We start from the raw sequence: 24,875 nt of genomic DNA, 5'->3' as shown, positions 1-24,875 counted from the left end.
CATGCTGGAACTCTTGACGGACCCCCAGGCCTGGATCGCTTTCGCCACGCTGACCGCGCTGGAGTTGGTGCTGGGCATCGACAACGTGATCTTCATCTCCATCCTGGTGGACCGGCTGCCCGCCGCGCAACGCGCGCTGGCGCGCCGCCTGGGCTTGTTCATGGCGATGTTCATGCGCATCGGCCTGCTGCTGGTGCTGTCCTGGATCATCGGCCTCGTGGCACCTCTGTTCACCGTGCTGGGCCAGGAGGTTTCGGGGCGAGACCTGATCCTCATCCTCGGCGGCCTGTTCCTGATCTGGAAGAGCACGGGCGAAATCCATCACGCCATGGAAGGCGGCGAGGAATCGTCCACGGGCAAGGCACGCGCCACGTTCACCGCGGTGATCTTGCAAATCATGGTGGTGGACTTGGTGTTCTCGCTGGACTCCATCATCACCGCGGTCGGCATGGTCGACGAAGTCGCGGTGATGATCGCCGCCGTGATCGCCTCGGTGGCGCTGATGATGGTGTTCGCGGGCGCCATCGGCAACTTCGTGTCCGAGCACCCGACCGTCAAGATGTTGGCCCTGTCCTTCTTGGTCGTGGTTGGCGTGGTGCTGATCGCCGAGGGCTTCGATCACCACGTGCCCAAGGGCTATATCTACTTCGCGATGGCCTTCTCGGTGGTGGTGGAAATGCTCAACATCCGGGTGCGCAGGCGCTTGGGCACGCCGGCGGGGGGCAAGGCGGGCGGCACGGGCAGCGCGGACAAGCACTGAACACGGAGCCTGGGCGACTCAGCCCTGAAGCCCGACACCAGGCTCTGTGCCTCCGCCCCATGGCAAGACATGCCAACAAAGTAGCAACCTCAGGGCCGGATGATGTCCGCGCCTGCAGGTGGCGTGAAGCGGAAGGTATCGGCGGGCAGAGTTGCGTTGACCTGCATGCGGCTGAAGGTCAGCAGGGAACGTTGACCCAAACTGTCCAGGATTTCGAAGGCGCCCAGTTCCACCTGGCTGGGCGACACGGCGCGCAGGCCGACGCGCAACTGCTGGGTCTGACCCTCGCGCGCCTTGGGCGTGGCGCGCACCCATAGCAGACCGTCACGCGCGCCATCGTTGGCCAACTCGTAGCTGGACTGCAAGGTGCGCACATCCGCGGCGCCAGCGATCAAGGCGGCCGGCGTGTCGTCCAGCGCGCCCGCCTGCGATCGGACGGTGACCTGGTTCAGGTCCTCGTCGTACAGCCACAAGGTCTTGCCGTCGGCCACGATGGTCTGCGGCAAGGGCGCGGCATACACGAAGCGGAAACGCCCAGGACGCTGGAATGCAAAACTGCCGTTGGAACTGCGCGTGCGGGCCACGCGAGTGCTGCCTTCGCTGGCGCGCGGTGGCAGGGTCACCACCTGGGTGAAGTCGGCCCGGCCACTGCGCGTGGTTTGCAGAAACACGGACAGGGCACCCATGCCATCCAGGGGCTTGTTCTCCTGCGCCTGGGCAGCACCGAACCAGCACGTTTGCAAGAGCAAGCCCGCCAGAACCAGCGCGACGGCCCGAAGTCTTGCCTGGGCGCGCCACGCAAGCGCTTCAAGCGTCACGAAAAAAAAGGAACGCGGCATGGTCGTTATCTGGGGCTGATTCATCTTCACTCCGAACGCGCGGGCACCAAGATGTCGCGCTGTCCATTGGTGTTCATGGGACTGACGAGGCCGGCGTTTTCCATGTCCTCGACCAGGCGGGCGGCGCGGTTGTAGCCGATCTTCAGGTGACGCTGCACCAGGGAAATGCTGGCCTTGCGGTTCTTGAGCACGATTTCCACGGCCTGGTCGTACATCGGGTCTTTTTCTCCACCGGCGCCACTGCCCTCCCCGCCCAGCCCCAGGCCGCCGTCTTCGCCATCGACCGTGCCCCCCTCAAGCACGCCTTCGATGTAGTCCGGCTCCCCCTGGCTCTTGAGGTAACTCACCACGCGGTGCACTTCCTCGTCGCTGACGAAGGCGCCATGCACGCGGATCGGCAGCCCCGTGCCGCTGGGCAGGTAGAGCATGTCGCCCATGCCCAGCAAGGCCTCGGCGCCCATCTGGTCGAGGATGGTGCGGCTGTCGATCTTGCTGCTGACCTGGAAAGCGATGCGCGTCGGAATGTTGGCCTTGATCAGACCCGTGATCACGTCCACGCTGGGGCGCTGCGTGGCCAGGATCAGGTGGATGCCCGCGGCGCGCGCCTTCTGTGCCAGGCGGGCGATCAGCTCCTCGATCTTCTTGCCCACGACCATCATCAGGTCGGCCAGTTCGTCGATGACCACCACGATGTGCGGCAAGCGCTTGAGCGGCTCTGGACTGTCGGGCGTGAGACTGAAAGGGTTGTAGAGGAACTCTTCCTTGGCCGTGGCCTCGTCGATCTTCGCGTTGTAGCCCGCCAGATTGCGCACGCCCAGCTTGCTCATCAAGCGATATCGCTTCTCCATCTCGGCCACGCACCAGTTCAGACCGTGCGCGGCTTGCCGCATGTCCGTGACGACGGGCGCGAGCAAGTGCGGGATGCCTTCGTAGACGCTCATTTCCAGCATCTTGGGGTCGATCATCAGCAGGCGCACGTCCTTGGCCTCGGCCTTGTAGAGCAGGCTGAGGATCATCGCGTTGATGCCCACGGACTTGCCGGAACCGGTGGTGCCGGCCACCAGCACGTGCGGCATCTTGGCCAGATCGGCCACGACGGGGAGACCCACGATGTCCTTGCCCAGGCCGATGGTCAACAGGCTCTTGGCGTCGTTGTAGACCTGCGAGCCCAGGATTTCCGACAGGCGGATGCTCTGGCGCTTGGCGTTGGGCAACTCCAGCGCCATGTAGTTCTTGCCAGGGATGGTCTCGATCACGCGGATGGACACCAGCGAGAGCGAGCGAGCGAGATCCTTGGCCAGGTTAACGATCTGCGAGCCCTTGACGCCCGTGGCCGGGTCGATCTCGTAGCGCGTGATCACCGGGCCGGGCTGGGCCGTCACCACGCGCACCTGCACGCCAAAGTCACCGAGCTTCTTCTCGATCAGGCGGCTGGTCATTTCCAGCGTCTCGGGCGCGACGGTTTCTTGGCGGCCCTGGGCGCTGTCGAGCAAATCAACCTGGGGCAGCTTGGTGTCCGGCATGTCGGCGAAGAGGTTCTTCTGCCGTTCTTTGACGACGCGCGCGCTGGGCTTCACGGCCGGTGGCGCCGCGACGTCGAACTGAGGCTCCAGGCGCGGCATGGCCGGTCGTGCAGTCGTCGCAGCGCTCAAGGAAGCGCCGATCGCCGAGGGCAGGTCATCCGCTTCGTCATCGTCCTGAGCATCGATTCCCTGGGCCTGGCGCCCTGCCAAAGCACGGGCGGCGTCCTCTTGTTCACGCTCGCGCGCGGCTTGCGCGCCCAGGGCGCGGTCTTGCGCGCGCTCACGGCGCGCGCGCCGAGCATCCAGTAGCCATTGCACGAAGGCACCCAAGCGCTCCGCGGTCAGGCCCCACGAAAAACGGAAAACCCAGGCCACCGCCAGCACCCACAGGCCGATGGCGAGCAGGGCCGAGCCGGTCGGACCGAGCCAGCGCGAGGCCAGTGGCCCCATCCAGTAGCCCAGCACGCCGCCCGCATGGCCGGGCAGGTGGGGCTCGTAACTGTAGAAACGCGACCACTCCAGGGACGTGCTTGCCAGCATCAGCAAGGCCAGGCCACTCCAAAAACCCCAGCGCCCGGCGACGAACTGCTCGGCCTTCAGCGTCCAGCCCGTGGACGAAGGCGCGGGGATGTCGGACGATGGTTCGGTCCAGGCAGACGCGGTGCCCGCATCCAGCCGGGGCGACCGCAAGGCTCGCGCCAGCGCGGAGAACCAGCTGCGCACTGCGGCAGCCCAGCACCACCAGACCGAGAAACCCAGCAGGTAATAGCTGGCATCGGCCACCCACGCCCCCAGCAGGCCGCCCTGGTTGCGAACCACGCCCGAGCCACTGCCGGAAGTAGACCAGGCCGGATCGCTCAAACTGTGCGTGCCCAGCGCCATGCCCCAGTAGACCAGCAACACCAGGCCCAGGAACAGCATCAGCTCGCTCGCGTAGCGGCTACGCAAGGTGGCCAAGGCCGTGGGGCCGGGATTCAGCGTGTCGGATCGATCAGTCATGCAAACAAAAAAGCAAACGGCCGGCAAGCCGGCCCGGAAAACGCCCCGGGGGCCAAGGTCAATGGCGCGGCGTGGCGCGGCGCTCTTTCACGTAGAGCGCGCCGCCTTCGAGCGGGATCACGAAGCCCTGCTCCTCGAAATCCTTCATCACCCGGCTCACCATCTCGCGCGAAGCGCCCACCATTTGGGCCAGATCCTGGCGTGAGAAGCGCACGCGAATGATCATGTCACCCGCTGGCGCGGCCTTGGCCATGTCGAGCAGCACATTGGCGACCCGACCATAGACGCTCATCAGCGCCAGCGTCCCAATCTTGCGATCGGCTTGACGCAAGCGCCGCACCAAACCTCGCATGATGCCGTGCGCGATGGCCGCGCTCTCGCCCAGCAGGCGGATGAAGGCGTCCTGGTCCAGGGCCAGCACGTCGAGTTCCGCCTCCGCGTCCACCGAGGCCGAGTGGGCCTCGCCATCGATCAGGCTCATCTCGCCAAAATAGTCACCCGTTTGCAAAGACGCGAGGATCACTTCGCGGCGCCGGCTGCCACTGCTCATCAGCACGCGGGCACGCCCAGAGAGAATCACGAACAGCGCGCCGGTTTTCTGGCCTTGGGTGACGACACGGTCGCCACGTTTGTAGCGCCGCTTGGACACGGAATCCGCCAGGGCCTGCAACTGCGTTTCGCTCAACAGGGAAAACAACGACACCCTGCGCAACAGATCCAGATTGCTCAACATCGACATGGGTACTACTCGTTTTTCTGCTCACTCGCCAACCTGGCGTGTTTCGCGAGCATAGACTGACAAGCAGCGATGTCTTGCAAGGATTCTTACAATGACATCTCTGTTGCATCGCGACACGAAATCCATGCGCCGGGCTGAATGGATCACCAGTCTACCTCGCCCCGCCGATCTGTCGGGACCCGTCCCTTTCAGCCCATTGAGCCCTAGCTTGCCCGATCCACTTCAAGAGTCCTCACATGACTGCCACCGCTTCCCGCCACGCCCAGGTTCTGATTCTCGGCTCCGGCCCCGCCGGCTACACCGCTGCGGTCTACGCGGCCCGCGCCAACCTCAAGCCCCTGTTGGTCACGGGGATGGCCCAAGGCGGCCAGTTGATGACCACCACCGAAGTCGATAACTGGCCCGGCGCAGTGGACGGCATCCAGGGCCCCGAACTGATGCAGAAGCTGCTGGAACACGCCGAGCGCTTCAAGACCGAGGTCGTTTTCGACCATATCCACAAGGTCGACCTCAGCAAGCGCCCGTTCACGCTTTGGGGCGATAGCGGCGCTTACACCTGTGACGCCCTTATCATCGCCACCGGCGCCTCGGCCAAGTACCTGGGCCTGCCCTCTGAATCCGCCTTCATGGGCCGCGGCGTCTCGGCCTGCGCTACCTGCGACGGCTTTTTCTACCGCGACCAAATCTGTTGCGTGGTGGGCGGCGGCAACACGGCGGTGGAAGAAGCGCTCTACCTGTCGAACATTGCGAGCAAGGTCTACCTGATCCACCGCCGCGACAAGTTCCGCGCCGAACCTATCCTCGTGGACAAGGTGATGGAGCGGGTCAAGGAAGGCAAGATCGTGCTCAAAACCTTCCGCACGCTCGAGGAAGTGCTGGGCGACGCCAGTGGCGTGACGGGCATTCGCCTCAAGAGCACGGTGGATGGCAGCACCGAGGATCTGGAACTCAAGGGTTGTTTCATCGCCATCGGGCATTCGCCGAACACGGAGATTTTCCAAGGCCAGGTGGATTTGAAGGACGGCTACATCGTCACCCGCTCGGGCCTGCAAGGCTTCGCCACCATGACCAGCGTGCCGGGCGTCTTCGCGGCGGGCGATGTGCAGGACCATGTCTACCGCCAAGCCATCACCAGCGCGGGCACGGGATGCATGGCGGCGCTGGATGCGCAGCGCTTTCTGGAGCAACAGGAGTAAGCGGCTCCGCGTGATCCTTGCGTTGCGCTTCACGACGCGGATTGCGGGCGGGGCGGGCCGTCCGCCTCATGAGATTTGCTGCGCAAATCAAAATCGGCGGCGCGACCCGCCCCACCCGCAATCCGCTTGAGCCTACGGGACCTTTCCCTGCACCCCTCCTCGGAACACCTCCGCTCTGGCCAGCACCCGGTGCGGCAGGCTTGGGGAACCCGACGATTTTGATTTGCGCAGCAAATCTCATGAGGAGGGTCCCCAAGCCCGCCGCGCCGGGTGCCAGCAACGGACGCCCCTGCGCCCTACCCACCCAAACCCATCCTACGCCAGCAATGTCACCAAATTGGCTATAATCGGTGGCTTTGCTGGAACTGCAAGCAGTTTCAGCAGCGATGGGGCCACCGCCACCCTACTTGGCGAGGTGAGGCGCTTGCGACAGCAACCGCCGGTTTAAAGAAAGCGAAGTGTCCACATGGCACGCGTCTGTGAAGTGACGGGCAAGAAGCCCATGGTCGGGAACAACATTTCCCACGCCAACAACAAAACCAAGCGCCGGTTCCTGCCGAACCTGCAATACCGCCGTTTCTGGGTCGAGAGCGAAAACCGTTGGGTGCGCCTGCGCGTCTCCAGCGCCGCCCTGCGACTGATCGACAAGAACGGCATCGACTCCGTGCTCGCTGACCTGCGTGCGCGCGGCCAAGCCTAATCAAGGAGAAGCACCATGGCCACCAAAGGCGGACGCGAAAAGATCAAGCTGGAATCCACGGCCGGTACCGGTCACTTCTACACGACCAGCAAGAACAAGAAGACCATGCCCGAGAAGATGTCGATCATGAAGTTCGACCCCAAGGCTCGCAAGCATGTGGAATACAAGGAAATCAAGCTGAAGTAATTCAGCCCCTGGTTCCCCGCCAAGCCCGCCCACCGTTCCGGTGCGCGGGCTTTTGTTTTGTTCACAAGCCGCACCTCGGATCTGGAAGTACGCCACCCCTGCTGGCTGCGAGTCTCGTTTGGACGTTCTGGGCGATTCCCTGTGGAGGACATGGTCATTGACATATTGAGAATAATTCTCAATACAATGAAAACAACTTCTGGAGACCTCCATGACCTGTGCCGCCGATGATGACCTGACCCACCCCTGTCTCGAAGCCCTGGTGGCCGGTACGGTGGCCCTGATGAGTTGCTGGGCCGCCCCAAGTGACAACGGGCCAACCTCCGCACGACAGCAGCGCACCGCCATGGCGCGCAAGATCGTCTCCAACCTGTATTTCCTCAAGAACCACCCGCACGCCAGTCCAGGGCTGCGCCACGTGATGGCCATGGCGCACGAACGCTGGATCGTGGTCAGCGATGCGAGCAGCGACGCTTCGGTGGTCACGCAGCCGGATCCCACCCTGGCCGACCCCTTGGGCCTCCCCCCCATCAGCACCCTGATGCACTGAGAGGAGCCTTCCCATGTGCGACACCCGTAGCGCGCCGCCCGTGGTGGCCTTGCCGCAAGCGTCACAGCCCCTCATCGGCGGCACGGTCACCTCCCCCAACACCACCGTGCCCACGGCCTCGGGTTCACGCCGCAGGCGCCTTTGGGAACTCGAAGGTCATGCCTTCTGCCCCATCATCGGGGTCTGCCTGCCCCTGCCCTTGCTGCGCAGGTTGACGGCCAAGGCGCTGGGCACGGTCCCCGCGCACAGCGACTATGAGGTGCACTGCATGGCCGTCACAGAGTGCCGGCGCCGTTCCCCGCTGGCCGATGCAGTTCAAAAAGACCTGGATCAGCGCTACGCCCTGGTGATCCGTGCCACCCAGCCCCTCAAATCCACCGAAGCCTTGGCGCGCTGGTGGGACGATTGCCGTGACCGCGCCCACGAAGGACGCGCCGACCTGGCCAGCGCACTCTGGGCCGCGCTCACGCATCCCCGGTGCGACTACCTGCTGGAGCAACGCATTCTTGGTGAAGTGCACATGCTGCAGCACCAGATCGGCACGGCCACCCGCGCCGACCTCAGCCGACTGGAAGCATTGCAGGAGGAAAACGCCATCCTCGCGCGGGAGCTGGCCGGTGCGCAGCAACGGAGCCAGCAGCAAGCGCGGCACTTTGGCGCGCAACTGGAAGCGCAAGAAGCCAGCGCCTTGCGCATGCGGGCCGAACTCATCCAGGCGCAGACACGGCTGCAGCAGTTGCAGGAAGCCCACGACCGCCTGCACGCCGCATCGCCTCAACTGCCCGAGCGGCAAGCGCTGGCGCAGCGCAACCGCGAGTTGCAAGAAGAACTGCGACAAACCCGGCTGGAACTGCGCGAAACCCGCGAGCACCGGGAGCAAGAGCGGGACCGCGCGGACCGGGCCGAGCATGCACTCGCGCTCGCGTCCGGGATGGATCAGCCCGCCAAAACGTCAGGCCCTGTCGAAACCTCGCGCTCGGAGGCGCTCGTCCCGACGCGGCTCGAAGGCTGTGCCGTGCTGTGCGTGGGCGGTCGCCAAGCCAGCGTGCCGGTGTACCGTGAGTTGATCGAGCACCGCGGCGCCCGTTTCCTGCACCACGATGGCGGAACGGAGGACAACACCAGTCAACTCGATGCCACCCTGGCCGCCGCCGACTTGGTGATCTGCCAGAGCGGCTGCATCAGTCACAACGCCTACTGGCGCGTCAAAGACCATTGCAAGCGCACCGGCAAACGCTGCGTCTTCCTGGACCAGCCCAGCCGCAGCGCGCTGGAACGGGCCTTGGGCGACCTCGGCTGGGAACTGCCCGTTGAAAGCGCGCGGACTCTGAGCGGAGTTAACCTCCTTAAATGACCACCGGCTCCGGCTCCAGCCGGATGCCGAAGCGCTCATAGACGCTGGTCTGGATCGCGCGCGCCAAGGTCATGACCTCGCCGCCTGTGGCGCCAGCCGGGGCTTGGGTGGCCGAGCCGCCCCGGTTGACCAGCACCAAGGCTTGCTTTTCATACACGCCCGCCTGGCCGATGCTCTTGCCCTTCCAGCCGCAGGCGTCGATCAACCAGCCTGCAGCCAGCTTGACCGTGCCATCAGGCATGGGGTAGTGCACGATGTTGGGCTCGCGGGCGATGATGTCCGCGCACTGTTCGGGTGTGACGGTCGGGTTCTTGAAAAAGCTGCCCGCGTTGCCGATCACTGCGGGATCGGGCAGTTTGGCGCGGCGGATCTCGCAAACCCAGTCAAATATCTGACGCGGCGTGGGCGCGGTGATGCCGGTTTCGGCCTGTTTGCGCTGCAAGTCCAGGTAGCCCAAGTCGGCCTTCCAAGCCTTGGGCAAGCGCAAGCGCACGCGGGTGATGAGGGCACGGTCTTTCAGACCCAGGTGGCTGCTGTCCGCGCCCGCTCCCGTCGCCCCGTGCTTGAACACCGAATCCCGGTAGGCGAAACCGCACTGGGAGGCGTTGAGCGTGAAGGCGCGCCCTGTGAGCAGGTCAATGGCATCCAGTGACTCAAAGCGGTCCTGCAGCTCCAAGCCATAAGCGCCAATGTTCTGTACCGGGGCCGCGCCCATGGTGCCGGGAATCAGCGCCATGTTTTCCAGCCCGGGCCAGCCCTGGGAGAGGGTCCAATCCACCACCTCGTGCCAAGATTCGCCCGCGCCGGCCTCGACGATCCAGGCCTTGTCATCCTCCGCGACCAGACGTCGGCCCATGATTTCGACTTTGAGCGTGACGGCCTTGACGTCGCCGGTCAGCACGATGTTGCTGCCGCCACCCAACACGAACTTGGGCGCGGGCCCCAACACCGGATCGGCCAGCACCTCAGCCACGTCGACCTCGCTCTTGACGCGAATCAAGGTCTGCGCCTTGGCGACAATGTGAAAGGTGTTGTAGGGCTCCAGCGGGACGTTGTTCTCGACTAACATAAAGGGCGGCTCATCGTAAGCCTCTGATTTTCTCACCCTGCTACCCCCTCATACGCAATATGCCTTCATTCGACACCGTTTGCGAAGCCGACATGGTCAAGGTCAAGAACGGCGTGGACAACGCCGCCAAGGAGATCGGCACCCGCTTTGACTTCAAGGGCACATCGGCCAGCATTGAGATCAAAGACAAGGAAATCACCCTCATCGGCGACGCGGATTTCCAGATCGAGCAGATTCTCGACGTGCTGCGCGGCAAGCTGACCAAGCAGTCCGTGGACGTGCGCTTCCTCGACATCGGTGATCTGCAAAAAATCGGCGGCGACAAGGTCAAGAAGGTCGTCAAGGTGAAGAACGGCGTCGAAGCCGAACTGGCCAAGAAGATCCAGCGCCTGATCAAGGACAGCAAGCTCAAGGTGCAGGCCAGCATCCAAGAGGACAAGGTGCGCGTCACGGGCACCAAGCGAGACGACCTGCAGGCGGCCATCGCCCTGTTGCGCAAAGAGATCAGCGACACCCCGCTGGACTTCAACAACTTCCGCGACTGAGGTGCCCTTGACGCGCAGCCGCCGCCAACCCGCCTGGGCCGCCGTTGCACCATGAGCGTCCAAGACGAAAACGAGTACGAAGACCTGCTCGGGCTGTGGTCCGATCTGGAGTCCGGCCTGGGCGTGTTGCTCTCCAACCCGCTGTCGGTGCGGGAGTTTGAGCAGCGCGTGGTGCAGTACGACCGCTGGCTGCGCGATTTGCTGCGCCGCGACGCGGACCTGGGCCTGTACCTGCTGTTCCAGTTGGCCACCAATTCCTGGGTCGGCTACAGCGCGTCGCACAGCCTGGTCTGCGCCACCCTATGCCATCTGCTGGGCAACGAGCTGCGACTGGACGGGAGCGAACACGACAGCCTGGTGCACGCCGCGCTGACCATGAACATCGCCATGACGGAGTTGCAGGACCAACTGGCTCTGCAGACCGAGAAGCCTGGCGCCGAGCAGCAGGAGGCCGTGCGCACCCATGCCCCGCGCGGTGCCCATTTGCTGGCTGACCGCCTGGGCGTGGCTGACTCGCTGTGGGTGGAGATCGTGCGCCGCCATCACGACGAGGATGCGACACCCCTGCCCCTGAATGCCCTATCGCCGCTGCGGCGGCTGGTGCGCATCCTGCACGCGGTGGACCGCTATGCGGCGATGATTTCTCCACGCAAGTCGCGCGCCGGGCGCAGCACCACCGAATCCGTGCGGGCCATCATGAACGGCTCGCACGCCACGGCGGATGAGGTCGGACATGCCCTGGTGCGCGCCGTCGGCCTGTGCCCTCCGGGCACCTACGTGCAATTGGAAAACAATGCGCTGGCCTTGGTGGTGCGACGCAGCGAACGGGCCAATCTTCCCCACGTGGCGGTGCTGACCGGGTCGGACGGACAAGCCCTACCTCAACCGCGACTGCACCAGACCCTGCAGGGCAGCCCGTCCATCAAGGCCGCGCTGGCCACCGCCCTGGTCCGGCTGCGGCCCAATCACCACCAGATCCTGCAACTCGGCGCGCAGGCCCACTGGCGCTGAGCACTCCCGCTACGGGGCCGCTGTCAGACGATCGGGCCCGTGACCAGTTCGCGGCTTGCGCGAGCGACGGGTCTAATGGTCAAGCAGCCAAACATCAAGCAGTCAAGCAGTCAATCGGCTGTTATTTCTTTTTCTGACCCAGCTTGCTTTCCTGGCCCCGCGCAAGACGCCCGATGTTCTCGGCATGGCGGTAGATCAGCAGCAAAGACATCGCGCAAACCGCAAACAGCACCGGCGGATTCGTGTTCCATAGCTCGCCGCCACCCAGCATGTAGTACAGCGGCGCGGCCACCGAAGCGATCAGCGCCGACAGGGACGAATACCTCGACACCACGGCCACCAGCACCCAGGTCAGCAGCACGGCCAGCCCCAGCGCCCAGTGCAGACCCAGCAGCACGCCGGCGGCAGTCGCCACCCCCTTACCGCCCACAAAGCGGAAGAACACCGGGTAGAGATGCCCCAGGAAGGCCCCCAAAGCCGCGAGCGCCACCGAGCCGTCGCCCAAGCCGTAGCTTGGACCGAACCAAGCCACCAGAGCCACCGGCAACCAGCCCTTGGCCCCGTCGAGCAGCAAGGTGACCACGGCCGCCTTTTTGGAGCCGGAACGCAGCACGTTGGTGGCGCCAGGATTCTTGCTGCCATAGGTGCGCGGATCGTTCAGCCCCATCACGCGACTGACGATGACGGCAAAGGACAAGGAGCCGAGCAAGTAGGCGGCCAATGCCACGAGTGCCGGGAGCAGGAAAGAGGAGTAAGTAGCCAAGATGCGACGAGCCAACAAAAACAAGGCCGTTATTGTGCCCGAGCCTGCACCGCCCACCGATCGAGGGCGAGCCCGCGGCGGCACGGATGCCACAATCCGTGCATGACCGATTTTGTTGACTCCGCGAATCCAAGTGCCAAGAACCCGGGCACTCGCCCCCCCGTCGCACCCCGGCACAGCCTGGCTGAGGACGCTCTGGCCCTCTTGTTCGGCACCGCGCTGATTGCCCTGGCCGTGACCCTGTTCCAGCACGAACGCCTGTTGGGCGGTGGCGTGGCTGGCTTGTCGTTTCTGCTGCATTACGGCCTGGATTGGAACTACGGCCTGGTGTTCTTCGTGCTCAACCTGCCCTTCTACGCCCTGGCCTGGCGCCGCATGCCGCGCGCCTTCCTGGTCAAGACCATCATCGCGGTGGCCCTTTTGTCCCTGCTGACGGAAATCACGCCGCGCTGCGTGAGCTTCGGCACGGTGCAGCCGCTGTATGCCGCACTCATCGGCGGCGTGCTGCTGGGGGTGGGATTCCTGATCTTGTTCCGCCACCAAGCCAGCCTGGGCGGCGTGGGCATCCTGGCCTATTGGCTACAAGAAACGCGCGGTTGGCGAGCCGGCCAGGTTCAGATGGCCACCGATGGCTTGGTCCTGCTGTTGGCCCTGCTGACCATGCCCTTGACGCAAGTCGCGCTGTCCGTGATCGGCGCGGTGGTGCTCAACCTCACACTCATCGTCAACCATCGGGCCGGGCGCTACATGGCCCACTGATTTGGCCCAGTCACCGGCATTCGCGGACCAAGCCCCCGACCCACGACAGGAGAACGCCATGACCGCAAGCACCGAACTGCTGCAGACTGCTCTGCACGCCCAGCGCGAGGCCTATCTCGCGGACCCGGCACCCGACCGCGCCAGCCGCTTGGCTGATCTGCATCAGTTGGAACGTTTCGTGAGGGAACAGCAAGACGCGATCTGCGCGGCCATCAGCGCGGACTATGGGCACCGCTCGCACCATGAGACGCTGGTGACCGAGGTCATCCCCACGCTGCACGCGATCCACCATGCGCGCAAACATCTGCGTCGATGGATGCGCCCGCAGCGCAGGGGCATCGATCGCCTGGCCTTTGGTCTGGCACGCAACCGTGTGATCCCGCAGCCCCTGGGGGTGGTCGGCGTGATCGTGCCCTGGAACTTCCCGCTCAACCTGAGTCTGGTGCCTCTCTCGGCCATCCTCGCCGCGGGCAATCGCGCCATGGTGAAGATGAGCGAAAACTCGCGCCATCTGGCCGCGCTGATGATGCGCGAGTTGCCGCGCTACTTCCCTGCGGACAAGCTGCAGGTGTTCGACGAGACCGGCGGCGTGGGCATCGAGTTCTCCAAGCTGCCTTTCGACCACCTGCTCTTCACGGGCTCGGGCCAAACGGGCAAGGCCGTGATGGCGGCGGCTGCCGCCAACCTCTGTCCCGTCACGCTCGAGTTGGGTGGCAAGTCACCCGCTGTTCTGCTGGACGACTTTCCGCTGCGCACGGCCGCCGAACGCCTGCTCTACGTGAAGTACTTGAACGCGGGTCAAATCTGCACCACGGTCGACCACGCCTACGTTCCCCGACACCGGGTGGAGGCCTTCGTGCAAATGGCCCAGGAGATCGTCGCCCAACGCTACCCCGCGCTGGACACGCCGGACTACACCAGCATCATCGACGCCAGGGCCTACGCCCGACTGAAGAACGCGATGGAGGAGGCTCGGTCACGCGGCGCGCGCCTGGTCCCGCTCATCCCCGGTCCGGCCTTCGACGAGGCCAAACGCCGCATCGCGCCGCATTTGCTGCTGAATGCTCCCGCAGATTGCGAGCTGATGCAGCGCGAAATCTTCGGGCCCATCCTGCCGGTCATCGCCTACGAAGATTTGGACACCGAGGTGATTCAACGCGTCAACGCAGGTCCACGGCCGCTGGCGCTGTACCCGTTCACGAACGACCGTGCGCAACAGGAGAAGCTGCTGACGCGCATCATGTCCGGCGGTGTTTCCATCAACGATGCCTTGTTCCACGTTGCCCAGGATGAGTTGCCCTTTGGTGGGGTCGGCGCGTCGGGCATGGGGCATTACCACGGCTTCGAAGGTTTCCTCACCTTCTCGAAACTGCGGCCGGTGTTCACGCAAGCTCGTTTCTCCACGGCGGCTTTGTTGGCGCCGCCGTATGGGAAGTTGGTGGATCGGCTGTTGAAGTTCTTGCTGCGGTAATCCAACTGGGCGTTTCTGCTGAGTTGGCGATGCACGGACCGGGCTGTGCGCCGAGACGCGATTTCGGGGGCGGCAGCGTCAGGGCGGGGCACGCCGTCGCGCGCTGAAGTCAGCGCGCTTCGTGATCTGACTTCCGGCATCCTGTCTGAACGGAGCGCTGAAGGCGCGCAGTGAGTTATGCCGGACAGGCGTGCGCCGCCCTGACGCTGCGAAGTCGGCGAAGCCGACCGGCCTCGTATGAGCGACTTGGCGCACAGCCCGGCTCGCGCAACGCCACCCCTGCAAGCACACCAAACGCCAACAAACCCGTCAATCCACCAAGGCGCAATTCACCACTTTGGCATTCAGCAATTCAAGGCACACCGACGGCGCGATCCTGACCAGATACCCCCGCCGCCCGCCGTTGATCGCAATCTTCGGCAAGGCCAGGATGCTCTCTTCGATGTAGACCAGCATCTCGCGCTTCGTCCCGAACGGCGAAGTGCCGCCCACCAAATAGCCGCTGTGCCGGTTCGCCACCTCAGGCTTGCAGGGCTCCACCGACTTCGCGCCGATCTGCCGCGCCAGGTTCTTGGTGGAAACCTTGCGGTCGCCATGCATCAGCACGATCAAGGGCTTGGCATCCTGGTCCTGCATCACCAGCGTCTTCACCACCTCGTGCTCCGGAAACCCGAGCTGCCGCGACGATTCCGCCGTTCCGCCGTGCTCCACGTAGTCATACAGGTGCTCGGTGAACACGACCCCCCGCGCCTTGAGCAAGGCGGTCGCGGGGGTTTCTGAAACGTGCTCTTTCTTCGCCATGCACGAACCCTCGCTCAGACCGCGGGGTCGCGGATCTCCTTGCGAATCTGGTCGATCGCCTGCAACAACTCGGGCGACAGGGTCGTGCCCCAGGCGTCCAGGTCCTCGTCCAGCTGCGCCACCGAGGTCACGCCGATGATCGTGCTCGCCACCTGCCACTTGGTGTAGCAAAAGGCCAGCGCCATGCGCGTGGGCGTCAGCCCATGGGCACGTGCCAAGGCGTTGTAACGACGCGCGGCTTCCAACGATTCAGAGCGCCCCCAACGCTGCTTGCGCGAGGACTCGAACTTGGTCAGGCGTGCCTGCTCCGGCGCGCCGGGGCCGATGAAACCGCTGGCGTCGTACTTGCCCGTCAAGGCCCCGAAGCCCAGCGGCGAGTAGGCCAGCAAGCCCACATTCAGGCGGTAAAGGGTTTCGTCCAGCCCGTTCTCGACCGTGCGGTTGCTCAGGCAATAAGGGTTCTGCACCGTGGCCACGCGCGGCAGGCCGTGTTGCTCGGCCAGGCGTACGAACTCGTGCACGCCATAAGGCGTTTCGTTGGACAGACCGATGGCGCGCACCTTGCCGGCCTTCACCAGCTTGTCCATGGCCTCCAGCTGCGCGAGGATGGGCGTGAGCTTTGCGTCTTCCTTCTTGGATTTCTCCACGTCGAAATACATGGCCCCGAAGGCCGGAACATGGCGCACGGGCCAATGGATTTGGTAGAGATCAATGACGTCGGTCTTCATGCGCTTGAGACTGCCCTCGCACGCCGCGATGATGTCGGCGGGCGTCACGTCCAGCGCGCCATTGCGCACCCAGGGCATGCCGCGGGAAGGCCCGGCGATCTTGGTGGCCAGCACCATCTTCTTGCGGGCATCGGGGCGCTTGGCCAGCCAATTGCCAATGATTTTCTCGGTCGCGTTGAAGGTTTCCGCACGCGCGGGCACCGAATACATCTCGGCCGTGTCCAGGAAATTCACGCCACGGTCCAGGGAACGGTCCAGGATGGCGTGCGCGTCCGACTCGCTCACCTGCTCACCGAAGGTCATCGTGCCCAGGCAGATGGGAGTGACGCGCAGATCGCTGGTGCCAAGCGGGACGAGGTTCATCGCAAGGGTCATGGTGTCTTTCTTTCTCAGGTTCGAAGGAATGCCCGGCGAGTTTACGGCCAGCTCGGGCACGGCGCAGTAGTCACGCCATTGACTGAGTTCGCGCGTCGGCCTTCGTATGATCGGGCGATGTACCAGCCTCGTCGCGTTGCCCGCAGCAGCCATGTCCCCGTCCGCACCCTGAGCTACCACGTGCTGCGATGGGGACCCGATACCCCGAACGCCGCCACCCCGCCGCCTTTGGTGCTGATGCACGGCTGGATGGACGTGGCCGCGTCCTTCCAGTTCGTCGTGGATGCCTTCAGCGAGGACTTCGCGCAGGGCCGCGCCATCATCGCGGCGGACTGGCGGGGCTTCGGATTGACCGAGGGGCCGTCGCAAGATCACTATGGGTTTCCCGATTACCTGGCTGACCTGGACTTCCTGCTCGACCAGGTCGCGCTCGGCCAGCCGGTGGACCTGCTGGGCCACAGCATGGGCGGCAACGTGGTCATGCTGTACGCAGGCGCGCGGCCCCAGCGCATCCGCCGACTGATCAACCTTGAAGGCTTCGGCCTGCCGGCGACCCAGCCCGAGCAGGCCCCGGCACGTCACGCCACCTGGATGGACGAACTCAAGCAGTTCCATCGCGGCGAATTGGCGCTCAAGACCTATGCGGACGCCGATGGCGTGGCGCGTCGCCTGATGAAGACCAACCCGCGCCTGCCCCTAGACAAGGCGCAATGGCTGGCGCGGCAATGGGCACGCCCGAACACCCAAGGCGACTGGGAAATCCTGGGCGACGCGGCGCACAAGATCGTCAACCCCCAGCTCTACCGCGTGGAGGAAGTGCGAGCCGCCTACGCCGCCATCACGGCTCCCGTGCTCGTCGTCGAGGCCTCTGAGACCGAAATGGAGCAGTGGTGGCAGGGGCGCTACAGCCTGGCCGAGTTCCATGAGCGGCTGCGGGCCGTGCCGCGCTTGCGCCGGGAGGTGATCGACAACGCCGCGCACATGCTGCACCACGACCAACCGGAGCAACTCGCCGGCTTGATCGAACATTTCCTCACGGCGCAGGCGCAGGTGCCGGTGCCCTGAAGTGGGCTGAAGTGCGCGGACAATGCCGGCCTTTCCCTGTTCTCCGACGCTCCCGTCGGTCTCGTTCCGGTCATGCACGTTTTCTTGTCTCGTCTCGCCCTTGCAGCCCTGATGCTGGGCGCACTCCACAGCCATGCGGGGGAGTTGCCCGCGCAAACCCCCAGGGCGCTCTCTGAGTCCGCCGAAACACCGCCTGAGTTGCCCTGGACGCTCACCGTCGTGCCTTATGTGCACCACTGGCATCACAACCCTGAGCATCGGCAAGTCTTCATCGCCTCACTGGAAAAGCAGCAAGACCCCAGGCAGTTGCTCGGCCTGGCCTTGTTCAGCAACTCTTTTGGCCAGCCCTCGGCGTACGCGTATGCGGGCTACGAACAGCAGGACTTTCTGGACATGCCCGGGCTGTCGGCCAAAGTCACCGCGGGCATCATCTACGGCTACACAGGCCGATACGCCGACAAAGTGCCGCTGAACCACAACGGCTATTCGCCGGGCATCGTCCCCTCCTTGGGCTACCAGGTCAGCGCCCGTGACAGCGTGCAGTTGATGGTGCTGGGCACCGCGGGTTTTGCCCTCGGTTTCGACCGCAGCTTCTGAAACATCCCTGGCCGGTCCAAGGTGTCCGGCTGGCGTCCTTGGGAACCTAAAATACGGGGTTTTCGGAATCGCAACGCTGCCGTCGGCAGCCCGCTCAGAACACCACAGGACACCCACCATGGACGCAGAACAGATCAACGCCATCGGCGCTCAACTGGCCGACCTCAGCCAGCGCACGGTCGAACTTCGGGGGTATCTTTGACTACGATGCCAAGGCTGAACGGCTGAGGACGGTCAACGCCTCCCTGGAAGACCCCACGGTCTGGAACGACCCCAAGAAGGCGCAGGAACTCGGCAAGGAAAAAAAGTCGCTGGACGAAGTGGTCGTCACGCTCAACCGGCTGACCAGCGAACTGGCTGACAACTCCGAGCTCTTCGAGATGAGCAAGGAAGACGGTGACGAGGCGGGCCTGCGGACCATCCAGGCCGAGGCGGGCAAGCTCGCGGAGATCGTCGAGAAACTCGAATTCCGCCGCATGTTCAACAACCCGGCCGACCCCCTGCCCGCCTTCCTGGACATCCAGGCGGGCGCGGGCGGCACCGAAGCCTGTGACTGGGCCAGCATGCTGCTGCGTCAGTACCTCAAGTACGCGGAGCGCAAGGGCTTCAAGGCCACGGTGGAAGACGAAACCCCGGGTGACACGGCAGGCATCAAGAGCGCGACCATCAAGATCGAGGGCGATTACGCCTTCGGCCTGCTGCGCACCGAAACCGGCGTGCACCGCCTGGTGCGCAAGTCGCCCTTCGACAGTTCGGGCGGACGCCACACGAGCTTCGCGTCCATCTTCGTCTACCCGGAAATCGACGACACCATCGAGATCGAGATCAACCCGGCCGATGTGCGCACCGACACCTTCCGCGCCAGTGGCGCGGGCGGCCAGCACATCAACAAGACCGACTCGGCCGTGCGCCTGACGCACATCCCCACCGGCATCGTGGTGCAGTGCCAGGACGGACGCAGCCAGCACAGCAACCGCGACGTGGCCTGGAAGCGCCTGCGCAGCCGCCTCTACGACTTTGAGATGCGCAAGCGCATGGAAGAGCAGCAAAAGCTGGAAGACACCAAGACCGACGTGGGCTGGGGCCACCAGATCCGCAGCTACGTGCTGGACCAGAGCCGCATCAAGGACCTGCGCACCAACTACGAGACATCGGCCACCCAGAAGGTTCTGGACGGTGACCTTGACCCATTCATCGAAGCTTCACTGAAGCAGGGAGTCTGAAATCATGCGTGAAGGACACACCACCGTCATCCGGCGCGAGGACTACACGGCCCCCGCCTTCTGGATTGACAGCGTCGAACTGACCTTCGACCTGGACCCGGCCAAGACCCGCGTGCTCAACAAGATGCGCCTGCGTCGCAACCCCGACGTTGCGGCCCAGGCCCTGAAGCTCGACGGGGAGGAACTGAACCTGGCGCGCGTGCTGGTCAACGGCCAAGGCACGAGCTTCAAGACCGAGGGCGACCAGCTGGTGCTGGAGAACCTGCCCACGAGCTCGGACGCCTTCGATCTCGAAATCTTCACGACCTGCGCGCCCGAGAAGAACAGCAAGCTCATGGGCCTGTACGTGAGCCAGGGCACGTTCTTCACGCAGTGCGAAGCCGAAGGCTTTCGCCGCATCACCTACTTCCTTGACCGCCCGGACGTGATGGCCAGCTACACGGTCACCCTGCGCGCGGACCAGAAGAAATACCCCGTGCTGCTGTCCAACGGCAACTTGGTCGAGCAAGGCGAACTGGAAGGCGGCCGCCACTTTGCCAAATGGGTCGACCCGCACAAGAAGCCCTGCTACCTGTTCGCCCTGGTGGCAGGCCAGCTGGTCGCGCGTGAACAGCGCGTCAAGGCGCGCAATGGCCGCGAACACCTGCTGCAGGTCTACGTGCGTCCGGGCGACCTGGACAAGACCGAGCACGCGATGAACTCGCTGATGGCCTCCATCGCCTGGGACGAGGCGCGCTTCCAGCTGCCGCTGGACCTGGACCGCTTCATGATCGTCGCGACCAGCGACTTCAACATGGGCGCGATGGAGAACAAGGGCCTCAACATCTTCAACACCAAGTTCGTGCTGGCCAGCCAAGCCACGGCCACGGACGTCGACTACGCCAACATCGAAAGCGTGGTGGGTCACGAGTACTTCCACAATTGGACCGGCAACCGCGTGACCTGCCGTGATTGGTTCCAGCTCTCGCTCAAGGAAGGCTTGACCGTCTTCCGCGACCAGGAATTCAGCATGGACCTGGCGGGCGAAGCCAGCGCCCGCGCCGTCAAGCGCATCGAAGACGTGCGCGTGCTGCGCACCGCCCAGTTCCCCGAGGACGCGGGCCCCATGGCCCATCCGGTGCGGCCCGACAGCTACATCGAGATCAACAACTTCTACACCGTCACGGTGTACGAAAAGGGCTCGGAAGTCGTGCGCATGCAGCAGACGCTGACGAGTCGCGACGGTTTCGCCAAGGGCATGGCCCTGTACTTCCAGCGCCACGACGGCCAGGCGGTGACCTGCGACGACTTTGCCCAGGCCATCGCCGACGCCAACCCCGGCTCCGAACTCGCGCGCCTGCTGCCGCAGTTCAAGCGCTGGTACAGCCAGGCGGGCACGCCCCAGGTCGCCGCGCGCGGCCGCTACGACGCGACGGCGCAGCGCTACACACTGACGCTTACGCAGAGCTGCCCGCCCACCCCGGGTCAGGCCGAGAAACTGCCGTTCGTGATCCCCGTGGCCCTGGGCCTGCTGTACGCCGATGGTCGTGAAATCCCCAACAGCGCCCGCACCGTGGTGCTCAGCGAGACGCAGACCGAGGTGGTGTTCGAAGGCGTGGTGTCCGAGCCCGTGCCCTCGCTGCTGCGCGGCTTCAGCGCGCCCGTGGTGCTGCGCTACGACTACAGCGATGCCGAGCTGCTGACCCTGCTGGCGCACGACAGCGACCCATTCAACCGCTGGGAAGCGGGTCAGCGCCTGGCCCTCAAACGCGCCCTGGCCGCCATCGACAGCGGCGCCACCGAGCAGCCCTTGGACGCGGCCTACCTGGACGCGATGCGCGCCGTGCTGCGCCACCCGCAGCTCGACGCTGCCTTCAAGGAACTCGTCCTCACCCTGCCCTCGGAGACCTACATCGCCGAGCAGTTGGACGTGGTGGACCCGCAGCGCGTGCACGCCGTGCGCGAGGCCATGCGTGGTCAGTTGGCGCTGGAACTGCGCGAGGACTGGGCGTGGGCCTATGAACAGCACCATGACACCGGCGCCTACCGGCCCGACGCCGTCTCCTCTGGGCGGCGCGCGCTGGCGGGCCTGGCGCTGGCCATGCTCTGCCTGGCCGCGCGCGAAACCGGCGACGTGGTTTGGCCCGGCAAGACCTACCAGCGCTTCAAGGACGCGGGCAACATGACGGACCGCTTCTACGCGCTGACCGCCCTCGTGCAAAGCGGCCACGCCCTGGCGCGCGACGCCCTTCAGCGCTTCCACGCGCTGTTCAAGAACGAGGCCCTGGTGCTGGACAAATGGTTCGCCCTGCAAGCCGGCGCCTCCGACCGCGGCGGCGACGTGCTGCCCGCCGTCAGGCAACTGATGAAGCACCCGGACTTCACGCTCAAGAACCCCAACCGCGCGCGCAGCCTGATCTTCAGCTACTGCAGCGCCAATCCCGGCGCCTTCCACCGCGCCGACGCGGCCGGTTATGTGTTCTGGAGCGAACGCGTGCTGGAACTCGACGCGCTGAATCCGCAAGTCGCCGCCCGCCTCGCGCGCGCGCTGGACCGCTGGAAGAAGCTCGCCGAGCCCTACCGGCACGCCGCCCGCGAGGCCATCGCCCGCGTCGCCGCCAAGCCGGACCTGAGCAACGACGTGCGTGAAGTCGTGAGCCGCGCTCTCGCCGAAGAATGAACGAGACCCGAACATGAGCCAGAAAATTTCCCTCTCCCGCTACCTCGTCGAGCAACAGCGCGTGCACGGCCACATTCCATCCGAGCTTCGCCTGCTGCTCGAAGTGGTGGCGCGCGCCTGCAAGAGCATCAGCCACGCCGTCAACAAGGGCGCCTTGGGCGGCGTGCTGGGCAGCGCCGACAGCGAGAACGTGCAGGGCGAAGTGCAGAAGAAGCTGGACATCATCGCCAACGAGGTGCTGATCGAAGCCAACGAATGGGGCGGCCACCTCGCGGCCATGGCCAGCGAGGAGATGGACAGCATTTACGCCGTGCCCAACCGCTACCCGCAGGGCGAGTACCTGCTGCTGTTCGATCCGCTGGACGGCAGCAGCAACATCGACGTGAACGTGAGCATCGGCACGATTTTCAGCGTGCTCAAGAAGCCCAACGACGACCCAAAGAAGATCGAGGCGGTCAGCGAAGCCGACTTCCTGCAAGCGGGCCGGCAGCAAGTTGCTGCGGGCTACTGCGTTTACGGGCCGCAAACCACGCTGGTGCTGACCGTGGGTGACGGCGTGGCCATGTTCACGCTGGACCGTGAACAAGGCTCCTTCGTGCTGACCCAAGAGAACGTGCGCATTCCTGAAGACACCAAGGAATTCGCCATCAATATGTCGAACATGCGCCACTGGGACGCCCCGGTGAAGCGCTACATCGACGAATGCCTGCAGGGTAAGGAAGGTCCGCGCGGCAAGGACTTCAACATGCGCTGGATCGCCAGCATGGTGGCCGACGTGCACCGCATCCTGACGCGCGGCGGCGTCTTCATGTACCCCTGGGACAAGCGCGAGCCGGACAAACCCGGCAAGCTGCGCCTGATGTACGAGGCCAACCCAATGAGCTGGCTGGTCGAGCAGGCGGGTGGCGCCTCCACCAATGGCCGCCAGCGCATCTTGGACATCCAACCCAAGAAGCTGCACGAGCGCGTGAGCGTCATTCTCGGCAGCAAGAACGAGGTGGAGCGCGTGACGTCCTACCACCAGGCTTGAGCCGAAGCACCCCGCAAAAAGGCCGATGCCCGGACAAGCCGGGCATCGGTTTTTTTTATGGAATCCGGCGGGCCACTGCCCGCTCAGATTCCCCCATCGACGTCGCCTCTCTCTGTTTCTCTCATCGCGCTGCCGGAGGCACCGCGTTGTCACTCCGGTGTGATGTTGTTGCGCTTGATGAACTGGCCCCAGTGTTCGCGCTCCTTGCGCAGTTCGACCGCGAAGGCTTCGGGCGTGTCCAGCACGGGGATCAGGGCCTGTTGCTCCAAGCGCTGCCGCACGGCCGGATTGTGGAAAGCCTTGCTGATTTCCGCGCTGAGCTTCTTGATGATGGGCGCGGGCGTCTTGGCCGGCGCCATGATGCTGAAGGACGTCCAGGCACGCACGTTCAGTCCCGCTTCCTGCAAGGTAGGGACGTTGGGCAAGAGCGGGGTTTTCTCATTCACGGCCAGCGCGACCACCTTGCCCGCCTTGATGTGTTGGTCGATCGTCGCGAGGTCGGTGTACATGAAATGGAGCTGGCCACCCAAGAGGTCTTGGTACGCGGGCGCCACACCCTTGTAAGGCACGTGGGTGAAGCGCGTGCCCGAGGCTTCTTCCAACATGCGCACGCCGATGTAGGGCGGGCTGCCCACGCCCGCGGAGCCATAAAAGTACTTGGTGCCGTCCTGCTTGCCGGCCGCGATCAGGTCCTTCACCGTCTTCCAGCCCGTGGACGGTGTCGCGACCAACACCATGGGTGCCATCACGCCCCGGCTCACCGGCGTCAGGTCTCGCTCAGCGTCGAAGGGCATGCTCTTCATGATCACCGGGTTGATGCCCAGCGAGGAATTGGACGCGATCAGCAAGGTGTAGCCATCGGGCGTGGACTTCGCCGCCAGGTCGGCGCCGATGTTGCCGCTGGCACCGGGTTTGTTGTCCACCACGAAAGACTGCTTGAGTTGCTCAGACAGCGCCTGCGTCAGCAGACGCGCGAAGGCATCGGTGCCGCCGCCCGGCGACGAGGGCACGATGACCCGCACGGGACGCGAAGGCCAGTCTTGCTGGGCCTGCGCCACGAACGGCAGCCCGACCGTCACGGCCAACAGGGCGGCTGCGACCGCATGGCGGCGTGCGAGGGAAAACAAAGTCTGCATGGTGATCTCCTGGTGTGGTTGTGATGGGTCTGGCCGGTGCCCTGGTCACGACCGGCGGCGTTCGACGGCGGCTTGTTTCCAGAGGTTCCAGGGGCGCTCGACCTGCCCCTCCGTGCTGTCCATGGCGGCTCGGCATTCGCCGGGCGTCAGAAATTCAGGGTCGCCCAGTTGCGTGGCTTGCAGTTGCAGGCGCGCGTTGATCTCCGCGTAGACCGCGCGATACACGGCAAGCTTGAGCGAGGGGGCCACCACGGTGGAGCCGTGGCCGCGCATCAGCACGATGTGGGCGCTGCCCAGACGGTCGGCCAGCGCCTGGCCCAAGCGCTCGTCGCGCACCAGCAGGTCGCTCGCGTCACCCGCGCTGTCGCGAATTTCGAACAGAGGCGCGCCCGCGCCAAGAAAGCCGCTCATGTGGCAGACCGGCGCCAGCCGGGTGCGGCGCGACACGGTGAAGGGCACGACCGAGGCCGAATGGCTGTGCACCACGGCCATCACTTCCGGGCGGGCCCGGTAGATCGCACCGTGGATGAAACGCTCCAGATACACCCGCCGGTCGCCAGCGTCCAGGGGCGTCCCGTCCAGCGCGAACTGCACGATGTCCTCGGCCTGCACCTGCCCGGGCGCCATGTTGCGCGCCAGCAAGAAGCGCTCGGGATGCACGTCGTGGCGCACGCTGACGTGACCGAAGGCATCCACCACGCCTTGGTCGAACAGGATGTGGTTGGCCGACACCAGATCGGCGATCAATTCGGCGGCGGGGCCAGCGGCCGGGGTCGGCAGGGTCATGGTCTCGCTGC

General features: G+C 64.8%; 24 protein-coding genes. 15 read left to right on the top strand and 9 right to left on the bottom strand.

Translation table 11 applies throughout. The features are described from left to right. Position 1 precedes the first annotated feature (1 nt). Positions 2 to 760: a TerC family protein gene (locus ACLBKS_RS07905; protein ID WP_410192240.1), complete on the top strand. Its 759-nt coding sequence runs from the start codon at positions 2 to 4 to the stop codon at positions 758 to 760. Between the two features lie 89 nt (positions 761 to 849). Here the strand turns inward: ACLBKS_RS07905 and lolA are convergent, their stop codons facing one another. The 3 genes from lolA to ACLBKS_RS07890 form a co-directional block, all read right to left on the bottom strand. Next, on the bottom strand, positions 850 to 1,446 hold the full coding sequence (gene lolA / locus ACLBKS_RS07900) for an outer membrane lipoprotein chaperone LolA (protein ID WP_410192367.1): 597 nt from the start codon (positions 1,444 to 1,446) through the stop codon (positions 850 to 852). A 179-nt stretch (positions 1,447 to 1,625) separates the two neighbouring features. Beyond that, entirely contained in the window at positions 1,626 to 4,121 is a 2,496-nt protein-coding gene (locus ACLBKS_RS07895; RefSeq protein WP_410192239.1) for a DNA translocase FtsK, read from the bottom strand. Between the two features lie 58 nt (positions 4,122 to 4,179). Beyond that, the gene (locus tag ACLBKS_RS07890; protein WP_410192238.1) at positions 4,180 to 4,860 is read right to left on the bottom strand and encodes a Crp/Fnr family transcriptional regulator; all 681 of its coding nucleotides are present in this window, start codon (positions 4,858 to 4,860) and stop codon (positions 4,180 to 4,182) included. 236 nt (positions 4,861 to 5,096) lie between these two features. On the opposite strand from ACLBKS_RS07890, the gene trxB reads away from it, so the two are divergent. The 5 genes from trxB to ACLBKS_RS07865 all read left to right on the top strand — a co-directional run bounded on the left by trxB (position 5,097) and on the right by ACLBKS_RS07865 (position 8,846). Further along, positions 5,097 to 6,056, top strand: a complete 960-nt coding sequence (gene trxB, locus ACLBKS_RS07885; RefSeq protein WP_410192237.1) for a thioredoxin-disulfide reductase — start codon at positions 5,097 to 5,099, stop codon at positions 6,054 to 6,056. Positions 6,057 to 6,522: 466 nt separating this feature from the next. Beyond that, complete coding sequence (gene rpmB / locus ACLBKS_RS07880; protein ID WP_006298736.1) at positions 6,523 to 6,756, top strand: 50S ribosomal protein L28; 234 nt, start codon at positions 6,523 to 6,525, stop codon at positions 6,754 to 6,756. 15 nt (positions 6,757 to 6,771) lie between these two features. Then, positions 6,772 to 6,942 carry a 50S ribosomal protein L33 gene (gene rpmG / locus ACLBKS_RS07875; protein ID WP_006298735.1) on the top strand — a complete coding sequence of 57 codons (171 nt, stop codon included), beginning with the start codon at positions 6,772 to 6,774 and terminating at the stop codon, positions 6,940 to 6,942. Positions 6,943 to 7,153: 211 nt separating this feature from the next. Beyond that, complete coding sequence (locus ACLBKS_RS07870) at positions 7,154 to 7,492, top strand: hypothetical protein (RefSeq protein ID WP_410192236.1); 339 nt, start codon at positions 7,154 to 7,156, stop codon at positions 7,490 to 7,492. A 13-nt stretch (positions 7,493 to 7,505) separates the two neighbouring features. Beyond that, positions 7,506 to 8,846 carry a DUF2325 domain-containing protein gene (locus ACLBKS_RS07865; RefSeq protein WP_410192235.1) on the top strand — a complete coding sequence of 447 codons (1,341 nt, stop codon included), beginning with the start codon at positions 7,506 to 7,508 and terminating at the stop codon, positions 8,844 to 8,846. Here the strand turns inward: ACLBKS_RS07865 and murB are convergent. Beyond that, positions 8,839 to 9,915 carry a UDP-N-acetylmuramate dehydrogenase gene (gene murB / locus ACLBKS_RS07860; protein ID WP_410192234.1) on the bottom strand — a complete coding sequence of 359 codons (1,077 nt, stop codon included), beginning with the start codon at positions 9,913 to 9,915 and terminating at the stop codon, positions 8,839 to 8,841. The genes ACLBKS_RS07865 and murB overlap by 8 nt on opposite strands. A 59-nt stretch (positions 9,916 to 9,974) precedes the next feature. On the opposite strand from murB, the gene ACLBKS_RS07855 reads away from it, so the two are divergent. Further along, entirely contained in the window at positions 9,975 to 10,460 is a 486-nt protein-coding gene (locus ACLBKS_RS07855) for a YajQ family cyclic di-GMP-binding protein (protein WP_410192233.1), read from the top strand. A gap of 51 nt (positions 10,461 to 10,511) precedes the next feature. Next, positions 10,512 to 11,471 (top strand): HD-GYP domain-containing protein, encoded by a 960-nt coding sequence (locus ACLBKS_RS07850; RefSeq protein WP_410192232.1) that lies wholly within the window; start codon positions 10,512 to 10,514, stop codon positions 11,469 to 11,471. A gap of 121 nt (positions 11,472 to 11,592) precedes the next feature. Here the strand turns inward: ACLBKS_RS07850 and plsY are convergent, their stop codons facing one another. Then, positions 11,593 to 12,252 carry a glycerol-3-phosphate 1-O-acyltransferase PlsY gene (plsY, locus tag ACLBKS_RS07845; RefSeq protein ID WP_410192366.1) on the bottom strand — a complete coding sequence of 220 codons (660 nt, stop codon included), beginning with the start codon at positions 12,250 to 12,252 and terminating at the stop codon, positions 11,593 to 11,595. 84 nt (positions 12,253 to 12,336) lie between these two features. Here plsY and ACLBKS_RS07840 point away from each other — a divergent pair, with 84 nt between their 5' ends. Together ACLBKS_RS07840 and ACLBKS_RS07835 are read left to right on the top strand one after the other, a co-directional pair. Then, positions 12,337 to 12,993, top strand: a complete 657-nt coding sequence (locus tag ACLBKS_RS07840) for a YitT family protein (RefSeq protein WP_410192231.1) — start codon at positions 12,337 to 12,339, stop codon at positions 12,991 to 12,993. 58 nt (positions 12,994 to 13,051) lie between these two features. After that, the gene (locus ACLBKS_RS07835) at positions 13,052 to 14,464 is read left to right on the top strand and encodes a coniferyl aldehyde dehydrogenase (RefSeq protein WP_410192230.1); all 1,413 of its coding nucleotides are present in this window, start codon (positions 13,052 to 13,054) and stop codon (positions 14,462 to 14,464) included. Positions 14,465 to 14,773: 309 nt separating this feature from the next. On the opposite strand, the gene ACLBKS_RS07830 is transcribed toward ACLBKS_RS07835, so the two are convergent. Then, positions 14,774 to 15,265: an aminoacyl-tRNA deacylase gene (locus ACLBKS_RS07830; protein WP_410192229.1), complete on the bottom strand. Its 492-nt coding sequence runs from the start codon at positions 15,263 to 15,265 to the stop codon at positions 14,774 to 14,776. Positions 15,266 to 15,279: 14 nt separating this feature from the next. Beyond that, a complete protein-coding gene (locus tag ACLBKS_RS07825; RefSeq protein ID WP_410192365.1) occupies positions 15,280 to 16,356 on the bottom strand; it encodes an aldo/keto reductase in 1,077 nt (358 codons plus the stop codon). Between the two features lie 129 nt (positions 16,357 to 16,485). On the opposite strand from ACLBKS_RS07825, the gene ACLBKS_RS07820 reads away from it, so the two are divergent. From ACLBKS_RS07820 to ACLBKS_RS07800, 5 genes are all read left to right on the top strand, one after another. Continuing rightward, entirely contained in the window at positions 16,486 to 17,433 is a 948-nt protein-coding gene (locus ACLBKS_RS07820) for an alpha/beta fold hydrolase (RefSeq protein ID WP_410192228.1), read from the top strand. Positions 17,434 to 17,517: 84 nt separating this feature from the next. After that, the gene (locus tag ACLBKS_RS07815) at positions 17,518 to 18,030 is read left to right on the top strand and encodes an ABC transporter ATP-binding protein (protein WP_410192227.1); all 513 of its coding nucleotides are present in this window, start codon (positions 17,518 to 17,520) and stop codon (positions 18,028 to 18,030) included. Between the two features lie 118 nt (positions 18,031 to 18,148). Then, positions 18,149 to 19,253 (top strand): peptide chain release factor 2 gene (prfB, locus tag ACLBKS_RS07810; RefSeq protein ID WP_138922566.1). Its coding sequence is split into 2 segments (ribosomal slippage): positions 18,149 to 18,229 and positions 18,231 to 19,253, totalling 1,104 coding nucleotides; the frame shifts between segments, so codons are not numbered across the junction. A 4-nt stretch (positions 19,254 to 19,257) separates the two neighbouring features. Then, entirely contained in the window at positions 19,258 to 21,912 is a 2,655-nt protein-coding gene (pepN, locus tag ACLBKS_RS07805; RefSeq protein WP_410192226.1) for an aminopeptidase N, read from the top strand. A 13-nt stretch (positions 21,913 to 21,925) separates the two neighbouring features. After that, positions 21,926 to 22,942, top strand: a complete 1,017-nt coding sequence (locus tag ACLBKS_RS07800; protein WP_410192225.1) for a class 1 fructose-bisphosphatase — start codon at positions 21,926 to 21,928, stop codon at positions 22,940 to 22,942. Positions 22,943 to 23,091: 149 nt separating this feature from the next. Here the strand turns inward: ACLBKS_RS07800 and ACLBKS_RS07795 are convergent, their stop codons facing one another. Continuing rightward, complete coding sequence (locus ACLBKS_RS07795) at positions 23,092 to 24,078, bottom strand: Bug family tripartite tricarboxylate transporter substrate binding protein (protein WP_410192224.1); 987 nt, start codon at positions 24,076 to 24,078, stop codon at positions 23,092 to 23,094. Between the two features lie 45 nt (positions 24,079 to 24,123). Beyond that, on the bottom strand, positions 24,124 to 24,864 hold the full coding sequence (locus tag ACLBKS_RS07790; RefSeq protein WP_410192223.1) for a class II aldolase/adducin family protein: 741 nt from the start codon (positions 24,862 to 24,864) through the stop codon (positions 24,124 to 24,126). Positions 24,865 to 24,875: the final 11 nt, after the last annotated feature.

Source organism: Hylemonella sp. W303a (assembly GCF_046452315.1).
Classification (GTDB): Bacteria; Pseudomonadota; Gammaproteobacteria; order Burkholderiales; family Burkholderiaceae_C; genus Hylemonella.
The sequence above is the reverse complement of the archived record's forward strand: the minus strand, read 5'-3'. Positions and strand labels throughout refer to the sequence as shown.